Annotated in this window: 14 protein-coding genes; 9 read left to right on the top strand and 5 right to left on the bottom strand. The window is 66.7% G+C overall.

What is annotated here, in order from left to right:
* The first annotated feature begins 305 nt into the window (after window positions 1-305).
* On the top strand, window positions 306-2555 hold the full coding sequence (gene rnr / locus GSQ87_RS04965; RefSeq protein ID WP_254062773.1) for a ribonuclease R: 2250 nt from the start codon (window positions 306-308) through the stop codon (window positions 2553-2555).
* 39 nt (window positions 2556-2594) lie between these two features.
* Here rnr and GSQ87_RS04960 read toward each other — a convergent pair whose 3' ends face one another.
* The gene (locus tag GSQ87_RS04960; RefSeq protein WP_158913859.1) at window positions 2595-2972 is read right to left on the bottom strand and encodes a hypothetical protein; all 378 of its coding nucleotides are present in this window, start codon (window positions 2970-2972) and stop codon (window positions 2595-2597) included.
* An 84-nt stretch (window positions 2973-3056) separates the two neighbouring features.
* On the bottom strand, window positions 3057-4328 hold the full coding sequence (locus GSQ87_RS04955; protein ID WP_158913857.1) for a DUF4238 domain-containing protein: 1272 nt from the start codon (window positions 4326-4328) through the stop codon (window positions 3057-3059).
* A 225-nt stretch (window positions 4329-4553) separates the two neighbouring features.
* Here GSQ87_RS04955 and GSQ87_RS04950 point away from each other — a divergent pair, with 225 nt between their 5' ends.
* From GSQ87_RS04950 to GSQ87_RS04940, 3 genes are all read left to right on the top strand, one after another.
* Window positions 4554-5336, top strand: coding sequence for a hypothetical protein (locus GSQ87_RS04950; RefSeq protein WP_216839010.1), 783 nt, complete (start codon window positions 4554-4556; stop codon window positions 5334-5336).
* A gap of 158 nt (window positions 5337-5494) precedes the next feature.
* Window positions 5495-6079: a chromate transporter gene (locus tag GSQ87_RS04945; protein WP_158913852.1), complete on the top strand. Its 585-nt coding sequence runs from the start codon at window positions 5495-5497 to the stop codon at window positions 6077-6079.
* Complete coding sequence (locus GSQ87_RS04940) at window positions 6076-6618, top strand: chromate transporter (protein WP_158913849.1); 543 nt, start codon at window positions 6076-6078, stop codon at window positions 6616-6618. Before GSQ87_RS04945 ends, GSQ87_RS04940 begins: the two co-directional genes overlap by 4 nt.
* Before the next feature lie 12 nt (window positions 6619-6630).
* Here GSQ87_RS04940 and GSQ87_RS04935 read toward each other — a convergent pair whose 3' ends face one another.
* From GSQ87_RS04935 to GSQ87_RS04925, 3 genes are all read right to left on the bottom strand, one after another.
* Window positions 6631-7104 carry a Spy/CpxP family protein refolding chaperone gene (locus GSQ87_RS04935; protein ID WP_254062767.1) on the bottom strand — a complete coding sequence of 158 codons (474 nt, stop codon included), beginning with the start codon at window positions 7102-7104 and terminating at the stop codon, window positions 6631-6633.
* Window positions 7105-7238: 134 nt separating this feature from the next.
* Window positions 7239-9947, bottom strand: a complete 2709-nt coding sequence (locus tag GSQ87_RS04930) for a TonB-dependent receptor (protein ID WP_158913843.1) — start codon at window positions 9945-9947, stop codon at window positions 7239-7241.
* A 147-nt stretch (window positions 9948-10094) separates the two neighbouring features.
* Window positions 10095-11684 (bottom strand): alpha-N-arabinofuranosidase, encoded by a 1590-nt coding sequence (locus GSQ87_RS04925; protein ID WP_158913840.1) that lies wholly within the window; start codon window positions 11682-11684, stop codon window positions 10095-10097.
* A 164-nt stretch (window positions 11685-11848) separates the two neighbouring features.
* On the opposite strand from GSQ87_RS04925, the gene GSQ87_RS04920 reads away from it, so the two are divergent.
* From GSQ87_RS04920 to GSQ87_RS04900, 5 genes are all read left to right on the top strand, one after another.
* A complete protein-coding gene (locus GSQ87_RS04920) occupies window positions 11849-12580 on the top strand; it encodes a FadR/GntR family transcriptional regulator (protein ID WP_158913837.1) in 732 nt (243 codons plus the stop codon).
* A 287-nt stretch (window positions 12581-12867) separates the two neighbouring features.
* Entirely contained in the window at window positions 12868-14007 is a 1140-nt protein-coding gene (locus tag GSQ87_RS04915; protein WP_254062746.1) for an aldose epimerase family protein, read from the top strand.
* Between the two features lie 80 nt (window positions 14008-14087).
* Window positions 14088-15161 (top strand): arabinan endo-1,5-alpha-L-arabinosidase, encoded by a 1074-nt coding sequence (locus GSQ87_RS04910; RefSeq protein ID WP_158913835.1) that lies wholly within the window; start codon window positions 14088-14090, stop codon window positions 15159-15161.
* Window positions 15162-15221: 60 nt separating this feature from the next.
* Window positions 15222-16229: an NAD(P)-dependent oxidoreductase gene (locus GSQ87_RS04905; protein ID WP_158913833.1), complete on the top strand. Its 1008-nt coding sequence runs from the start codon at window positions 15222-15224 to the stop codon at window positions 16227-16229.
* A gap of 11 nt (window positions 16230-16240) precedes the next feature.
* Complete coding sequence (locus GSQ87_RS04900; RefSeq protein WP_158913830.1) at window positions 16241-17167, top strand: carbon-nitrogen hydrolase family protein; 927 nt, start codon at window positions 16241-16243, stop codon at window positions 17165-17167.
* The last annotated feature ends 229 nt before the right edge of the window (window positions 17168-17396 follow it).

Here is a 17396-nt window from a genome sequence, read left to right as displayed (position 1 = left end):
GGCGAGGGCGCCCAGGGCAAGTGGCGCCAACCCCTCTCCCCTTGTGGGAGAGGGGGGGGCCATTGCATAGGCAATGGGAGGGTGAGGGGTCGACGGGCGTTTCCCGCATGGCGTGGCGAGACCCCTCAACCTTCCCAGCTTCGCCGGGCCCCTTCCTTCTCCCGCAAGGCGAGAAGGAGAGAAAGCCGACTCAGCCCAAACGCCCTATAGTGCCCGAGATGTCGCGCCCCTTCTCACGCCACCCCCGCCCCAAGCGCCCCCGCACCGACGCCGATGCGCCGCCGGACGGCCAGCTCTCCGCCGCCATGCCGTCGCGCGAGGTCCTGGCCGCCTACATCCGCGACGCCGGCCAGACCGACGTGACCGAGATCGCCAAGCACTTCGGCCTCAAGGGCGCCGACCGCCGCGGCCTGCGCGTCATGCTGAAGGCGATGCAGGGCGACGGCGCGCTGGGCAAGCGCGGGCGCCGGGGCGTGGCCGAGGCCGGCGCCCTGCCCCCGGTCGGCGTGGCCGACGTGACCGAGCGCGACGTGGACGGGGACCTGTTCGTGCGCCTGACCGGCGCGGGCGGCGACACGCCCCTGGTGCGGCTGTCGCCTGACAAGGCCGAGAAGATCGCCGGCGCGCCGGGCCTGGGCGACCGGGTGCTGGTCCGCTTCGTGCGCATGGAGGACGGCGAGGTCGAGGCCAAGCTGATCAAGCGGCTGGGATCGAGCACCACCAAGATCCTCGGCGTGATCCGCAAGGCCCGCAAAGAGACCCGCGTCGAACCGGTCGACCGCAAGGTCAAGGACGTGCTGCTGCTCACCGGCCAGGACGCCGAGAAGGTCAAAGACGGCGACCTGGTCGTGGCCCAGCTGGGCGTCGGCCATCCCAGCCATCGCTACGGCCCCAAGCCCGGCATGCTGCTGGAAATCGTCGGGCGCGAGGACCAGCCGCGCGCCGCCTCCCTGATCGCCATCCACGCCCACGGCATCCCCACCGGCTTCCCCACCGAGGTCGAGGAGGAGGCCGAGGCTGCGCCGGCCCCGACGCTGAAGAACCGCACCGACCTGCGCGACCTGCCGCTCGTCACCATCGACCCGGTGGATGCGCGCGACCACGACGACGCCGTCTACGCCCAGCCCGACACCGACCCGTCCAACGAAGGCGGCCACGTGGTCTGGGTCGCCATCGCCGATGTGGCCGCCTACGTGCGCAACGGCACAGCGCTCGACCGCACCGCCTGGGACAAGGGCAATTCGGTCTACTTCCCCGACAGGGTCGAGCCCATGCTGCCCGAGCGGCTGTCGGCGGGGCTGTGCAGCCTGGTCCAGGGCCAGGACCGCGCCTGCATGGCGGTCGAGATGCGGTTCGACCGCAGCGGCCGCAAGATCGGCCACCGCTTCGTGCGCGGCCTGATGCGCTCGGCCGCCAAGCTGTCCTACGAGCAGGCCCAGGCCGCCATCGACGGCGAGCCCGACGACGCGACCGGCCCCCTGCTCGACCCGATCCTGCGCCCGCTGTGGGCCGCCTACGACACCATGAAGATCGGCCGCGAGGCCCGCTCGCCGCTCGAGATCGAATCCGAGGAACGCCGCATCAAGCTCAGCCCCGAGGGCGAGGTGATCTCCATCGAGAAGCGCAAGTCGCTGCCCGCGCACAAGCTGATCGAGGAGATGATGATCCAGGCCAATGTCTGCGCCGCCGAGACCCTGGAGCAGAAGAAGACGCCGCTGATCTACCGCATCCACGACGCGCCCAGCCAGGAGAAGCTGTTCTCGCTCGGCGACTTCCTGTCCACCATCGCCATCAAGTGGAGCAAGGGCGAGCCCGCCACCACCAAGCGCTTCAACCACCTGCTGGCCGAGACGCGCGGCGGCCAGCACGCCGAGATCGTCAACGAGGTGGTCCTGCGCACCCAGATGCAGGCGATCTACTCGCCCGACAACATCGGCCACTTCGGTATCAACCTCAGCCGCTACGCCCACTTCACCTCGCCGATCCGCCGCTACGCCGACCTGATGGTGCACCGGGCGCTGATCCGCGCGCTGAAACTCGGCGACGACGGGCTGAGCGACGTGGAGGTGACGCGCATGACCGAGACCGCCGAGCACATCACCATGTGCGAGCGCCGCGCCATGGCCGCCGAGCGCGACGCCACCGACCGCTACGTCGCCGCCTTCCTGGCCGACAGCCAGGGCGCCGAGTTCGAGGGCCGCATCACCGGCGTCACCCGCTTCGGCCTGTTCGTGCGGCTGGAGGACACCGGCGCGGACGGCCTGGTCCCGGTCTCCTCGCTGGGCAGCGAGTACTTCGTCCACGACGACCGCACCCACGCCCTGGTCGGCGAACGCACCGGCGCCCGCTGGCGGCTGGGCGCGCGGGTCCGGGTCCGCCTACTGGAGGCCACCCCGGTCACCGGCGGCCTGCTGTTCGAGATGCTCAGCGAAGCCGAACCCGCCGACCCCAACGCGCCGAGGGCGCGGCTGGGCGTGCGCCAGCGAACGGGCGGCCGACCTGGCGGTGGCAAGCCGTCGGGGGTGAAGCGGGGGAAGTCTGGAAGGGGGCGGTAGGGACGGCGGTGCGAGACGCGCCGCCCCGATCATCCCGACCTATTGGCTCTTACAGCCGCCGAAGGTCTTGCAGTTGATGTGGGTCTCGCTCTGCCAGGTTTTGGTCAGCACCCCATCGGCGTTGAACTCGAAGCGGTTGGTGGAGACGTCGCCCCTCGCCCCGCCCGCGAACATCCCGACGATGGGCACGAAGGTAGCCGCCTTCACGTGCGTATGGCTCGAATTGTAGGTGATGGTCTTGGAGCCGTCGGATGAGGTCTCGACCGACATCGGCTTGCCGAATTGAGCGACGATCTCGCTATAGGTGGTCGCGCCGATCTTCAGCGCAGCGATCTGATCGTCGGTGATGTCGGCCGCCGATGCAGCCCCGGCCACAGCCATGGCGACAGCCAGCGCGGCCATTGAGATTCTGATCATGAGGTCCCCCGAAAGCGCGGATAATGCACCGATCCCGCGAGCTGTCGAGTGGACGGGGGAAGCTGGGCGGCCATGGCACAACCACTAACTAACTCTCATCAATCTTCGACGCCTCTGACGCTCACCCGGTTTTTTTCGCTCATTACGATCACGATCAAGATGATGTCGGTGGAATTCCTCCATCTCCTCGCGCCTGATTTTTCTACCAAACTGCATAGAGATACCCCGGTACTTCGGGCCGAACATGGCAGAGAATTCATCTTGAAACTTCAAAAGCGCTCGGGATTCGACCGCGTCTCTAGCCTCATCTTCATAACCAGGCTCCCATGGTCGGTGACCGTACGAACCAAAGGCCTCTGATCGTCCGCCTTTGTAGCCAACGTAGATGCTCCCCCCCATCACCACATGACGCGGGTCAGGCATCAAAAGATAACCGTCCCCCATTTTGCGCCAATGGTCAGAACGTAGATACTGTTCCGGGTAGAGCCAATCTTTTTCGGCAGCTGCAATGTAGCGAAGCGCGCGCCGCTTAATAATGTAGTTGATTTCGCGCACTTCTTCTTCGTTCAGAACTCTCTCAGTCTGTATTTCTGTGAAATTGAACATTGCGTCACGCATTAGCCGTCTGTTGGGCCCCATCTTTGTAGCGTCCTGGTACGGATTACGGACCCACGTACGATTCGTCACCAGCAGAACCTTGTCCAGCGACAGCGGAAAGATTGTCTGCGTCCCAGCCCGTCTAATGTCGGGATCGTTCGGCGGAAGACATACCGCTGAGCCTGGAAAACATTCTCGATTGTAGATTGTAACGGGATTGTCTGAGACAATGAATTTGGTTGGCGATTGTGAGGCGTCGGCGATTTGCCAGACTGCGTCGGTCCAGGTCGCACTAAAGAGATTTTGGAGCCGCTGAAGCTCTTGCAAGGTGAAATTGTGATTCGGGCTATTGGTGAAGGAACGTAGCCACGCAAGGCCTTTCGGCGTCCGAAGCTTCTGAACGCTCATAAAGCGGATGAATGCGTGAAGCGATTTCTGATCGATTTTTGTATGATCATATTCGGAGAAATACTTAACAGCCGCCTTTGCCTGATCGTCTAATTCACCAAAGAAAAAACGCTCGATATCGACATTGCTAATTGTTCCCCATCGCGTGGTGTATAGATCATCTTGAGCGAAACACAACTTCGGCCCCCGGATTAGCAAATTTCTTCGCGCCCAGCTGTGACCGTTCCGCGTCATCACCTCCGGATTGAGGTCAAGATATTGCAGCTTCGCTTGATCAGGCAGCATGAACCGACGCTGATACCATTCAGGCACATAATGGTTGTGCTTATATTTTGAATAATCGCCCGACATGTTCCACTGCCTGATATGGCCTAATGCTCAATCCGAAAAACACCTAGACTATATATTCGTTAGCGCGCTCGTCCATTTCAAGATTTAGGCGCTGCGTCGGAGCGTCACCCTCGTTCATACAAATGGATATTCGTAAGGGCTACATGCTCCACCCTTCCCCCCTCCCCTGATCCATGACACCACCCGCCCACAACCGGAGATGACGGCGTGGTGGATTCGGCGGTCTTGATCGGCGCTGTGGGCGGCGGGGTCGGTGGGGCTCTGGGGGCGGCGGTGGGGTGGTTCGTCGGCAAGCGGCTGGGCAAGCCCGGGACCCGCACGGCCAACCTGGCGCCCATCCTCGGTGTGATCGCCGCCATCGGCGGATCGATGGCGGCGCGGGTGGTGCTGGCGCCCTCCGCCGAGAGCCGGATCGATGCGTCCAGCCCGACGCTCGCCATCCTGCACAGATACTATCCCGACAAGTACCAGCGCATCGTCGCCGTCGCCAAGGCCACCCCGTCCGACAGGATCGCGCTGCACAACGCGGTCGCCCCGATCATCGGCGAGACGGTGCGCGAGCACGCCCGCCAGATCGACGACGCCTCGGCGACCAGGCTGTTCGGCCTGCTGACGGCGGAGGCCAAGGTGATGCGCGACAAGGCGCCGGCCGCGTGCATCTCGATGCTGGCCGGCGGGTCGGCGCGGGTCGACCTGTCCACGATCATGACGCCGCAGATGAAGCGGATGGACGCCGACACCACCGCCGCGGTGCTGGAGCAGATCGCCACCCGCCCGGTCGCGCCCGCCCAGCCGCTGGCCCCGGCCCAGGCGCGTGCGCTCGCCCTCAGTGCGCTGGACCGGCTCGCCCCCGCCGACAAGGCCCTGGTCGCCGACATGTTCGGCCACGCGCGCCGGCCGGCGACGGACGTGGAGGCCCGCGCCATGTGCGGCTTCGACATCGCGCTGTTCCAGGACGCGCTGAACGGTCCGCCGGGCACGGTGCGGGCGCTGATCGCGGCGCGCTGAGGGCTGCTCCCTTCCCCCTCGAAGGGGGAAGGGCCGGGGATGGGGGTGAGAGCAGGCGGCTTGTCGAAGGTCTGTGGCGGCGCCTCGTCGGTGCTCTTGAGAGCGTGGCCCCCCCGACCCTCCCCCTTCGAGGGGGAGGGAGGCTATAGCTTCGCCCCATGCAGCCGTCCCTACAGCCCCCATCCCCCGCCCAGCTCTTCGTCCCGCCCCACGTCACCAAGGCTGCGCTGTTCCTGGGCTTCCTCAAGATCGGGCTGATCGGGTTCGGCGGGGTGGGGCCGTGGGCGCGCCGCGTGATCGTGGAGGAGCGGGGCTGGATGGCGGAGGCCGACTACGCCGCCGTGCTCGGCTTCGGCCAGATCCTGCCCGGCGCCAACACCATCAACGCCGCGGTGATCATCGGAGACCGGTTCCAGGGGGCGGCGGGGGCGGCGATCGCGGTGCTGGCCCTGCTGTCGGCGCCGATGGCGGTGCTGATCGCGGCGGCGGCGCTGTACGACCGGTTCGGGAGCTTGCCCGACGTGCGCGGGGCGCTGAGCGGAGTGGCGGTCGGCGCAGCCGGGCTGGTGATCGGCACGGGGCTGAAGATGGCGCGCAAGCTCAGGCCCGACGCCATCGCGCTATTGGTCGGCGGCTGCGCCCTGGTGGCGGTGGCGGCGTTCCGCGCGCCCCTGCTGGCGACCGTGCTGGCGCTGGCGCCCATCGGGGTGGGGCTGAGCTTCGTGCGCAGGTCGCCGCGATGAAGCCTGGCGTGCTGCTCGCGCTGGCCAAGACCTTCGGCGGCCTGTCGCTGGTGGCGGTCGGCGGGGCCAATGCGGCGGTGCCGGAAATCCAGCGCCAGGTGGTCGGGCGGCTGCACTGGATGGACGACGGCGCGTTCGCCCACCTGTTCGCCATCTCCCAGGCCGCGCCGGGTCCCAATGTGCTGCTGGTCAGCCTGATCGGCTGGCGGGTGGCGGGGTTGGCGGGGCTGCTAGTGGCTACAGTGGCGATGAACCTGCCCTCCTCGCTGCTGGCGTTCGCGGCCGGGCGGGCGTGGCGGCGGTGGTCGGCCTCGCCCTGGATCGGCCGGCTGCAGCGCGTGTTAGGTCCCATCGCGGTCGGGCTGATCGTCGCCAGCGGCGTGGTGATGGCGCGCACCTCCGACCATGGCCTGATCGCGGCCGGCCTCACCGCCGCTGTGGCCGCCTTCGTGGTGTTCAGCCGCCGCAGTCCGATGTGGGCGCTCGGCGCCGCCGCCGTCGCCGGGGTGGCGCTGAACCGGCTGGGCGTGGGGCTGTAGCCCCGCCCCTCGCTAGCGTTCGGGCGTGGGCAGCGGGGCGTAGGCCGGCGGGACCGGCAGGCTGCTGGTCGGGGGATTGTAGCGGGACTGTTGCGGCCGGTAGCCCTGAGGCGGTGAACGCACCGGCAGGCGCGTCACCTGGTCGAAGATGGTGCGCTGTTCGGGCGAGAGCACGGCGTAGAAGGCGCGCGTGGCCTCGGCCTGGCGCTGGAAGGCGGCCTGCTGCTTCTGCATCTGGTGCAGCAGGGCGTCCAGGCGCGCGGGCGTGGGCAGGGCGTTGAGCTCTTCCGCCTGTTCGCCCTGGCGCGCACTCTCGGCCCGGTCGACGGCGGCGGAGTCCTTGTAGAGCCGCCAGGCCGGATGCTGGCTCAGCTCCAGGTGCAGGATCTCGGGCAGGGCCTCCATGGGCGGGGGCTGGGCGAGCGCGCTGGACCCTGCCAGCGCCAACACCATCAGGGCCACCGCCGACAACGCCACGGCTCTCATCACGCTACACTCCGACGTCTTACTTTGCAGCGTTGATGCGCCCAAACCCCCTGGCTGTCGATGGTCCAGCCGCGCCCCGACCCATCGGCTGACGGATCGGGGCGCGGGCCGGGTGCGGGCGGCGGGGAGACCGCCTACAGACGGAAGCGCAGGCCGAGCTCGAAGGTGCGGTCGGAGCGCGCCGTGTCGCGCGGGAACAGGGTCGGGTTGCCGAAATAGTCCTGCGAGACCGTGCGGGTCAGGTTGGCCAGGTCGGCGGTCAGCACCAGCTTGGGCGTCAGGGCGTAGCTCATCGACATGTCGAGGTCGCCATAGGGCTGGGAGATGATCGTCTGGGGCTGGTCGCCGCCGGCGTTGAAGGCGACCACATACTTGCTGCGCCAGTTGTAGGCGAGACGCGCCGAGAACGGCCCGCGCTCGTAGATGCCGACCAAGTTGTAGGAGTAGCGCGAGACGTTGGCCAGCGCCTGCTTGACCGACGGCGCGCCCGGCGACGCGGGGGACATGGTGTAGGAGTCGATGTAAGTGAAGTTGGCCTGGGTGCCGAAGCCTTTGAACAGCGGCGGCAGGAAGTCGTAGAACTGCTGGTAGGCCAGCTCCAGCCCCTGCAGTTCGCCGGCCCCGGTGCTTTCGGGTTCAGTGACCAGATAGCTGATGTTGTTGACCACCGTCGGCACGCCGAAGTTCTCGATGTAGCCGTTGATGTCGCGGTGGAAGTAGGTGCCGGTCACGCTGCCGGTCTTGGCGAAGTACCACTCCAGCGCCGCATCCACGTTGGTCGAGGTGGTCGGCTTCAGGTTCGGGTTGCCGGCAGTGCCGGTGCCGATCAGGGTCGGGCCGGGCGAGTTCAGGCTCAGCGCCGGGTTCAGGGCCGAGAAGTCGGGGAAGGTCACGGTCTTGCCCGCCGAGACACGGAAGTAGACGTTGCGGATCAACCCGACCTTGCCGTTGAAGGACGGAAGCACGTTCTGGTACGAGGGCGTGGAGTCCACCGCCGATACATTGGTGGTGAACGGCAGCACCTGGAAACCGAGCAGGCTCTCGTCGGTGTCCACCACGCGCACGCCGAAGTCGCCGGTCACCGGGTGGTCGGCGACGCTGAAGTCGAAGTTGGCCTTGATGTAGCCGGCGTAGCTGTGCTGGGTGGCGTGGAAGGTCAGGGCCGGATCATAGGGTTGTTCGCCGGGCGCCTGGCCGAACAGGGCGCGCAGCTGGTCGGTGTGGCTGAGCGTATATTGCGGGTCGGCGTTGAACCACTGGGTCACCGCCAGCGACCGGTCGCCGCCGAGGAAGTTGGCCGGCGACAGGGTGCCCAGGCCCGGTAGGCTCGCCGCCGAGATGGCCGAGCCGGCGGGCGCGGGGATGCCGTTGCCGTTGCTGGCCTCGCTGTTGGCGGTCCGGTAGGCGTAGCGAAACCCGACCGTGACCGACTTGATGAAGGGCAGGTCGAGATCGTAGGTCGCGTCGATCCGCAGGGCGAGCTCGTCGCCGACCTGGCGTTCGTGGTCGTCGAACAACTGGTTCAGATCGAAGTTGTTGGCGCTGGTGACGTCGACCCCGCCTAGCACCGAATTCGGCGTGCCGTTCTGCAGGAAGTTCACCGCATAGGTCGGCGCATTGAAGCGGGTGTCGAGGATGACGTCGCGCTGCTGGAAGATGCTGTAGGTGTAGGAGGCGTCGCTGGTCACCGTCAGGCGGTCGTGGCTCCACTTGCCGCCGAACGCGTTCTGGAAGGTGTCGGTGCGGGCCTCGAACGCCTGGTTGCTGGTCAGGGTGAAGTTGTTCAGCGAGGAAAGCGACGCGACCTCGTTGCTGCCCGGCTCGGTGGTGAACGACTGCAGATTCCCGGCGCCCGGGATGCCAATGAAGTAATCGTTCGAGGTGTTGTTGCGATAGCCGGTGTAGATGCTGTCGAAATAGAACTCCAAATTGTTGCTCGGCCGCCACTGGGCCGAGAAGTTCGCGCCATAGCGGGTACGGTCGCCGAGCGCGGCGATATCGCCGGTGGTCTGCGGGATCTGCAGCGGCTGGCCGGTGGCCGGATTGGTCGGCCCGGCGATGGAGACGAAGTTGAAGGCCGTCTCGTCCAGATAGCGCCGCTTCTGATACGACAGCGACAGCAGCGCCCCGACATCGCCGATGCCGGTATGCCAGCGGTCGCTGACCAGCAGGCTGCCGTTGGGATCGAGCGCGTCGCGCTGATCGCCATAGATGCCGCGCACGGTGCCGGCGACCTCCAGCCCGTCGAAGTCGAGCGGGCGCCGCAGCCGGATGTTGATCAGGCCGGCGATGCCGCCTTCGAGCTGATCGGCGGAAACCGTCTTGTAGACGTCCAGGCCCGAGACCAGCTCGGCCGGCAGGTCAGACAACGACACCGAGCGGCCGGTGGTGGTGAAGATGTCCCGGCCGTTGATCTCGGTGGTCACGTTGGGCAGGCCGCGCACCAGCACACTGGACGCCTCGCCCGCCGCGCGGGTGATCTGCACGCCGGTGATCCGCTGGAGCGCATCGCCGACGGTGTTGTCCGGGAACTTGCCGATGTCCTGGGCGACGATGGAGTCGACGATGTCGGTGGAGTTGCGCCGGATCGACTGGGCGCCCTGCAAGCTGGCGCGCAGGCCGGTGACCACCACTTCGTTGACCGTATTGCCCGAACCCGGCGTGGAGCCCGCCTCGGGCGCAGCGCCAGCCGCGGCCTGGGGCGTGGAGCCGGTGTCGGCCGCCGTCGCGATCGGCGCCGTGGACTGGCTTCCAGCGGTCTGGGCGCCTGCGGATGCGCACGTCAGCCCCCAAAGGACCGTCGCAACGGCGGCGGACGACAGCAGTTGTAGGCGTGCGGACATTCGACTTCCCTCCCGTCAGATCTCATTTGTCTGACCTTTCGCCATTTGTATGACATATAAAATCCGCGTCAAGCGGCCTTTGGCGTCCGACAGGCGCGACACGCCGTCCGCGACCTCCAGGCCACGGACGGCGTCAGGCGTCGGGGATCAGCGCAGGTCCAGGACCACCACGGACTTCGGCGGCAGCACGGCCTTCAACGCCCCGCCCTCCAGCTTCGCGCCGGCGAAGACCACGGGCTTGACCAGGCCGGGGTGTTCGAACGTGTTGATGCTGTTGATCGCCGGGCCGGTCAGCACCCTGCCCGCCACCGTCTTCAACGAAGCCCCTTGCAGGGCCACGGCCACATCGGCGGAGCGATGCGGATCGAGATTGACCAGGGCCACGTGCACCACCCCGTCGGCGCCCTTGGCGGCGGAGGCCTGCACCTCGGGCACGGTGAAGCCGGCGTAGCTGTAGTCCGACGTCTTCACCTGCACCGGATAGGCTGTGGCGTCCTGGAAGCCCTTGTACATGTCGAACACATAGTAGCTGGGCGTCAGCACCATCTTCGGCCCGTCGGTCAGGATCATCGACTGCAGCACGTTGACCATCTGGGCGATGTTGGCCATCCGCACTCGGTCGGCGTGGGCGTGGAAGATGTTCAGGGTCGAGGCCGCCACCAGGGCGTCGCGCAGGCTGTTCTGCTGGCGCAGGAAGCCCGGATTGGTTCCCGGATCGACGTCGGTCCACACCCCCCACTCGTCGACCACCAGGGCCACGCGCTTCTTCGGATCGTACTTGTCCATGATCGCGCTATGGCGGGTGATCAGCTCGTCCATGTGTAGGGCGCGAGACAGAGTCGAGATCCACTGGTCCTCGCCGAAGTCGACCGGCGAGCCCTTCTTGGCCCAAACGCCGGTGGGCACGGTATAGTAGTGCAGACTGAGGCCGCCCATGTACTGGGCCGCCTCGCGCATCATCACCTCGGTGAAATTATAGTCGTCCACGTTGGGGCCGCTGGCGATCTTCATCAGCTTCTCGCCGGCCGGGACCTTGACGAAGGTCTGGTAGCGGCGGAACAGGTCCGCGGCGTATTCGGGCCGCATGTGGCCGCCACAGCCCCAGACCTCGTTGCCGACGCCCAGATAGGGCAGCTTCCAGGGCTGTTCGCGCCCGTTGGTCCGGCGCTCCTGGGCCAGGGTCGAGCGGGTGGGCGAGGTGATGTATTCGACCCATTCGGCCAGGTCGCGCGGCGGGGTGCTGCCGATGTCGCCGGCCACGTAGGCGTCGGCCCCGACCAGCTCGGTGAAGGTCATGAACTCGTTGGTGCCGAAGCTGTTCGGCTCCTCGACCCCGCCCCAGTTGGTGTTGACCCGCACCGGCCGCTTGTCGCGCGGGCCGATGCCTTCGCGCCAGTTATACTCGTCGGCGAAGCAGCCGCCGGGCCAGCGGATCACCGGCACGTGCAGCTCGCGCAGCGCCGCCAGCACGTCGTTGCGATAGCCGCGGGTGTTGGGGATCGGCGAGTTCTCACCCACCCAGACGCCGCCATAGATACCCGTCCCCAGGTGCTCGGCGAACTGGCCGTAGACGTGCCGGTCGATGGTCGGGCCCGGCTGGTCGAGTCGGACGACGACGCTGGCCTGGGTCGGCGCGGCGATGGTCGGAGCCGCCGAGGCGGGCCCGGAAACCCCCGGCGCACCAAGCGTTACAATGGCCGCGAAGGCCGCCCACGGTCGCAACATCCTGGCGTTCATGCGTCTCTCCCAACCATCGAGCGGCGCCTGACAGCGCCATTTCATTTTGTCCGAGTAATACAAGCTGTACATTCGGCTGCAAGAGGGCTTTATGCGACAGCGCGGTTCACCCTTTTCCTCCCGCCGTCGCCTATGCTCAACTCGATCGGGCAGCGGAGAACGGAATGCGTGGTAGGAGCGACGCCCCTCAGGGCGAGAAACCGGCGCCCGCCAAGGAGCGGATACACACCGCCATCGCCCGCCAGCTCGGCGTCCTGATCGTCTCCGGCGCCTATAAGCCCGGCGATCTACTCGACAACGAAATCGCCTCCAGCGAGCAGTTGCAGGTGTCGCGTAGCGCCTATCGCGAGGCCATGCGCATCCTCGCCGCCAAGGGCCTGGTGGAGAGCCGGCCCAAGACCGGCACCCGCGTCAGTCCGCAAAGCCACTGGCGCCTGCTCGACCCAGAGGTGCTGGCCTGGCTGTTCGAATCCCAGCCAAGCCTCGAATTTCTCAAGGGTTTGTTCGAACTGCGGATGATCGTGGAGCCGGAGGCCGCCGCCCTCGCGGCCAGCCGGCGCACCTCCGACGACGTATCGCGGATGCGGCGCGCGCTGCAGGATATGGAGCGCAACACCGTGGCCACCGACGAGGGCCGCGCGGCCGATCGGGAGTTCCACGACGCGGTGCTCGACGCCACCCGCAACCCGGTGGTGATCTCGCTGGCCAGCGGCATCGGGGCCGCGGTGCGCTGGACCACCATCTACAAGCAGCGCGACCGCTCCCTGCCCCGCGACCCCATGCCGGAGCATTGGAAGGTGTTCGACGCCATCGCCATGGGCAGTCCCGACGAGGCCCGCATCGCCATGCAGGCCCTGGTCGCCCAGGCGCAGGAGGATACGCGGCTTTCGCTGTGAGGGGCGGCGATGGAGCGCGTGCTTCGAGACGCCCCTGCGGAACTCCTCAGCATGACGAACGCATGGGAACATAGATAGACGATTGATTTCACTACCTTTCGTCATGCAGAGGAGCGCGCATCGGGCGCGCGTCTCGAAGCACGCAGGCCCGCATCCACCGCCCAGCCCCCCTCCCCATCGCCAAGCGCCCTCTTGCAAGCCCGCCGGCAAACCGCCTATTGTCTGACTTATAGATTTGTCGGGTGATCGCAGTGGATCGCAACAGACGGGCAAAAGTGGGAGGTCGCGTGAGGCTAGGTCTGATCATCGGTACGGCGTTGTCGGCGCTGCTGGCCGCCGGCGCGGCGCACGCAGGCGACGCACGCAAGACCCCGTTCGGCGCCACCGCCGACGGGACCCCGGTGGAGGCGGTGACGCTGACCAACGCCCACGGCGTGAGCGCGCGGATCATCGCCTATGGGGCGGCCCTGCAGTCCCTGGTCGTCCCCGACCGCACGGGGCGCAAGGCCGACGTGGTGCTAGCCTTCCCCGAAATGGCTGGCTACCTGAAGACGCCCAAGTATTTCGGGGCCACGGTCGGCCGCTACGCCAACCGCATCGCCAAGGGCCGCTTCAGCCTGGACGGCAAGAGCTACACCCTGGCGATCAACGACGGGCCCAACGCCCTGCACGGCGGCCGCAAAGGCTTCGACAAGGTGGTTTGGGGCATAGGCGAGCTGAAGAGCGGCCCGGTCGCCAGCGCCACCTTCACCTATACCAGCCCCGACGGCGAGGAAGGCTATCCGGGGACTATGAAGGTCGCGGTGACCTACAGCCTGAACGAAGCGAACGCCCTGACCATCCGCTACCAGGCGACCACCGACAAACCGACCGTGGTCAACCTGACCAACCACAGCTTTTTCAACCTGGCCGGCGCATCGTCGGGGCGCGATATCCTGGGCCAACGCCTGATGATCGCGGCCGATAAGTATTCACCTGTCAGCGCCGTGCTGATCCCCGAGGGCGATCCGGCGCCGGTCGCCGGCACCCCGTTCGACTTCCGCACCCCGCACCTGATCGGCCAGCGCATCCACACCGGGACCGACGCCCAGCTCCTCTACGGCCAGGGCTACGACCACAACTTCGTGCTGCGCGGCGGCGTGACCGAAAAGCCCAAGCTGGCCGTGCGCCTGGACGATCCGGCGTCGGGCCGGGTGATGGAACTGTGGACCACCGAACCCGGCGTGCAGTTCTATTCCGGCAACTTCCTGGACGGGACGGTGGCGGGCAAGGAGGGCTATATCTACCGCCAGTCCGACGGCATGGCGCTGGAGCCGCAACACTTCCCCAACTCGCCCAACCGGCCCGACTTCCCGAGCGTGCGGCTCGATCCCGGCCAGGTGTTCCGCCAGGTCTCGATCTACAAGTTCTCCACCGAGCCGAAGTAACGGCCCGCCCCTCTCGCCACGCCATCCAGAACCATCGCCGCGGCCGCCCGCCGGACGCGCGCCCATGGGAGAGCCTTGACATGCATACCCGCCGTCTCCTGCTCCAGGGCGGAATCGTCTCCGCCGCCGCCCTGGCCTTCGGCTCCGCCTTCGCGACGGCCCAGGTTCCGGGCGAGCTGGCCGCGCCGGAGGCCCAGCCCCATCCGGCCGAGACCTCGTTCGGCGACCGCATGAGCGGCGACCTGACCGGAACCCACGACCCCTGCATCATCAAGCAGGGCGACACCTACTATGTGTTCGGCAGCGACCAGCTGGGCAAGGAGGGCGAGCACCACTGTCCCTGGCGCACGTCCAAGGACCTGCTGCACTGGGAAGCGCGCGGGAACCTGTTCGACCACCTCCCGCCCTGGGCCCAGGAGGCGGTGCCCGGCACCAAGGCGATGTGGGCGCCCGACATCTCGGTGATCGACGGGCGCTATCACCTGTACTACGCGCTCTCGACCTTCGGTTCGAACCGCTCGGCCATCGGGCTCTACACCAACGCCACTCTGGACCCGGCCGACAAGACCTATGCCTGGAAGGACGAGGGGCTGGTGTTCGCCTCCCAGCGTTCCGACGACTACAACTGCATCGACCCGGCGCAATTCCAGGATCGCGAGGGTAATCACTGGCTGGTGTTCGGCAGCTTCTGGGGCGGGATCAAGATGATCCGCCTGGACGCCAAGACCGGCAAGCCGCACCCCGGCGACCGCCAGGTCCACGACCTGATCCGCCGCCCCGCCCCCGTCGGCGCGCCGGACGCGGTGGAAGCGCCGTTCATGATCGAGCGCGACGGCTGGTACTTCCTGTTCGCCTCCTACGACTACTGCTGCAAGGGCGTGGCCAGTAGCTACTATGTGGTGATGGGCCGCTCGAAGTCGGTCACCGGCCCGTTCCTCGGCCGCGACGGCAAGCCGATGACCGAGGGCTTCGGCACGCTGGAACTGCGTGGCGACATGCACTGGCGCGGGCCGGGCCACGAGGCGGTGCTGCGCGAAAAGGACCGCGACTATCTCGTCTACCACACCTACGACGCCGCCCATCAGGGCGCGAGCACCCTGCGCATCTCGCCGATCGTGTGGACGCCGGACGGCTGGCCGACGGTGAAGCTGTAGGGACGGCGCACACACGGGACCAGCGGGCGCCCCGCCGGGACCAGGGCTTTCGGTCGGGCCATGCCTGACGGGTTTGGTCTTGACCGACCCGGAACCAGCGGCCACCAGATGCCGGATCGCGCCGGCGGCGGCGGGCTGTGTGGTATGGCCCCGCGCCGCGCAGACGATGCTCGAAAGTCCACCGGAGACGACATGAAAAGGCTCATTGGGACCACCGGCCTCAACGGGTTTCTCGGTCGTCACCTCGGAGCCGCGCTGCTAAGAAACGGCTATGAGACCTACAACATACCGCTTTCGATTCGGAGAGATCCGGAAGCATTGAATCGGTGGATATCGGTCAATCGACCGGCCGCGGTATTCCATCTCGCCGGCATAGTGGATGTCGGATACTGCCGGGCGAATCCGCTGGAAGCCGTACACGCCCACATCGTCGAGACCTCGAACTTGCTGGAGGCCTTGCGGCTATCCGGTCCCGAGACGCCTTTGATCTATGTCGCCACCGATAAGAGTTTCGGGGAGCAGCAGGACTGCGAGCTGGAAACGCCCTACCGGCCCGTCTTCGCCTATGACAGCTCAAAGGCTTGTGCGGACATCATGGTCGAAAGCTTCCGTGCGAGCTACAATCTCCCGATCCATCTTCTGAGGTTTCCCAACTTCTACGGGGAAAACGACGTGCACTTGGAGCGATTGGTTCCGAGCGTCTGTATCGCCACCGCCAACGACACGCCGCTTGTGGTCAGGACCAGAACTGACGGCACCTATAGGCAGTACATATATGTTCAGGATGCCGTCGGAATATTGCTTTCCGCCCTTGAACGCGTACTTAGCGGAGCGGATGTGGCGGCCAAAAGTCATTTCGGCCCCTCGACACTGAAATGCGTCGGCGATGTGATCGCCGACGTCCAGGGACTGTCCGGGCGGGCGATCGAGGTGACGGTGCTCAACCAACCGAATGAGACGTCCACCATCAGCCTGAAGGATGAGAACCAATTCGGTTACGCCTACACCGATTGGCTGGACGGGCTGGCCCGGACATTCGCCTTCTATAGCGCGATGAAATCGGGGTAACGGTCGCCGCCATGAACACCACCGTCGTCGCCGCCCTGCAGATCGGTTCTGACTATCGGGGCAAGGCCGCGACCCTGGACCATGTCCTCGCCTTCGAAGATGAGATCACAGCGTCCGGCGCGTCGCTGGTGGTGATGCCCGAGGCGCTGCTGGGCGGGTATCCGAAGGGGGAGACGTTCGGCACGCGCCTGGGCTATCGCCTGCCCGAGGGGCGCGAGACGTTCGCCCGCTATCACGACAACGCCGTCGACCTCGACGGGCCGGAGCTGGCGGCGCTGGCGGGGCTGTCGGATCGCACCGGCGCGGCCCTGGTGGTGGGCGTGATCGAGCGGGCGGGGTCGTCGCTGTTCTGCACGGCGGTGTTCCTGGAGCCTGGGCTGGGCCTGGTCGCCAAGCACCGCAAGCTGATGCCGACTGGAACCGAGCGGCTGATCTGGTCCCAGGGCGACGGCTCGACCCTGCCGGTGATCGCGTCGAAGGCCGGGCGAATCGGGGCGGCGATCTGCTGGGAGAACCACATGCCGCTGTTCCGCGCAGCCATGTACGCCAAGGGCGTGGAGATCTGGTGCGCGCCGACCGTCGACGAGCGCGACATCTGGCGCAGCTCGATGCGCCACATCGCCCACGAGGGCCGCTGCTTCCTGATCAGCGCCTGCCAGGTGCAGCCGTCTCCGGCGGAACTGGGGATCACGGTGGAGGGCTGGCGCGACGACCGTCCGCTGATCGGCGGCGGCAGCATGATCGTCGGCCCGCTGGGCGACGTGCTGGCCGGTCCGCTCGACGCCGAGACCGCCCTGCTCACGGCCGTGATCGACCAACGGGACATCGTCCGCTCACGCTATGATCTCGACGTCGCCGGCCACTATTCCCGACCCGACATCTTCAGCCTGGCGGTGGATGAGACGCCCAGGCCCGGGACGACCTTCGTCCGCACGTAAAGATGGCGCCTGGACACATTGCGCACGCACCGGCGCAATCGGCTTGACGTCGAGTCCGAATATGTTGACGATCTCCACACCATACCCAGCAGCTTCCTTACGAATCTCCGCCGCTCATGGATGACACGGATCTGACGGGCCAAACGTCACAGATGTTTCAGGTACTCTTTAAATTACACGGCCTTGATCACATCAAGCGATAGGCACATCACCTAGATTCGGTGGATAC

Source organism: Caulobacter sp. S45 (genome assembly GCF_009765965.1).
Classification (GTDB): domain Bacteria; phylum Pseudomonadota; class Alphaproteobacteria; order Caulobacterales; family Caulobacteraceae; genus CAHJWH01.
The sequence above is the reverse complement of the archived record's forward strand: the minus strand, read 5'-3'. Positions and strand labels throughout refer to the sequence as shown.

Excerpts from the sequence above, each read along its gene's own strand:
- rnr (WP_254062773.1), top strand. The coding sequence starts at position 306 with ATGCCGTCGCGCGAGGTCCTGGCCGCCTACATCCGCGACGCCGGCCAG.
- GSQ87_RS04960 (WP_158913859.1), bottom strand. The coding sequence starts at position 2,972 with ATGATCAGAATCTCAATGGCCGCGCTGGCTGTCGCCATGGCTGTGGCC.
- GSQ87_RS04955 (WP_158913857.1), bottom strand. The coding sequence starts at position 4,328 with ATGTCGGGCGATTATTCAAAATATAAGCACAACCATTATGTGCCTGAA.
- GSQ87_RS04945 (WP_158913852.1), top strand. The coding sequence starts at position 5,495 with ATGCAGCCGTCCCTACAGCCCCCATCCCCCGCCCAGCTCTTCGTCCCG.
- GSQ87_RS04940 (WP_158913849.1), top strand. The coding sequence starts at position 6,076 with ATGAAGCCTGGCGTGCTGCTCGCGCTGGCCAAGACCTTCGGCGGCCTG.
- GSQ87_RS04935 (WP_254062767.1), bottom strand. The coding sequence starts at position 7,104 with ATGAGAGCCGTGGCGTTGTCGGCGGTGGCCCTGATGGTGTTGGCGCTG.
- GSQ87_RS04930 (WP_158913843.1), bottom strand. The coding sequence starts at position 9,947 with ATGTCCGCACGCCTACAACTGCTGTCGTCCGCCGCCGTTGCGACGGTC.
- GSQ87_RS04925 (WP_158913840.1), bottom strand. The coding sequence starts at position 11,684 with ATGAACGCCAGGATGTTGCGACCGTGGGCGGCCTTCGCGGCCATTGTA.
- GSQ87_RS04920 (WP_158913837.1), top strand. The coding sequence starts at position 11,849 with ATGCGTGGTAGGAGCGACGCCCCTCAGGGCGAGAAACCGGCGCCCGCC.
- GSQ87_RS04910 (WP_158913835.1), top strand. The coding sequence starts at position 14,088 with ATGCATACCCGCCGTCTCCTGCTCCAGGGCGGAATCGTCTCCGCCGCC.
- GSQ87_RS04905 (WP_158913833.1), top strand. The coding sequence starts at position 15,222 with ATGCCTGACGGGTTTGGTCTTGACCGACCCGGAACCAGCGGCCACCAG.
- GSQ87_RS04900 (WP_158913830.1), top strand. The coding sequence starts at position 16,241 with ATGAACACCACCGTCGTCGCCGCCCTGCAGATCGGTTCTGACTATCGG.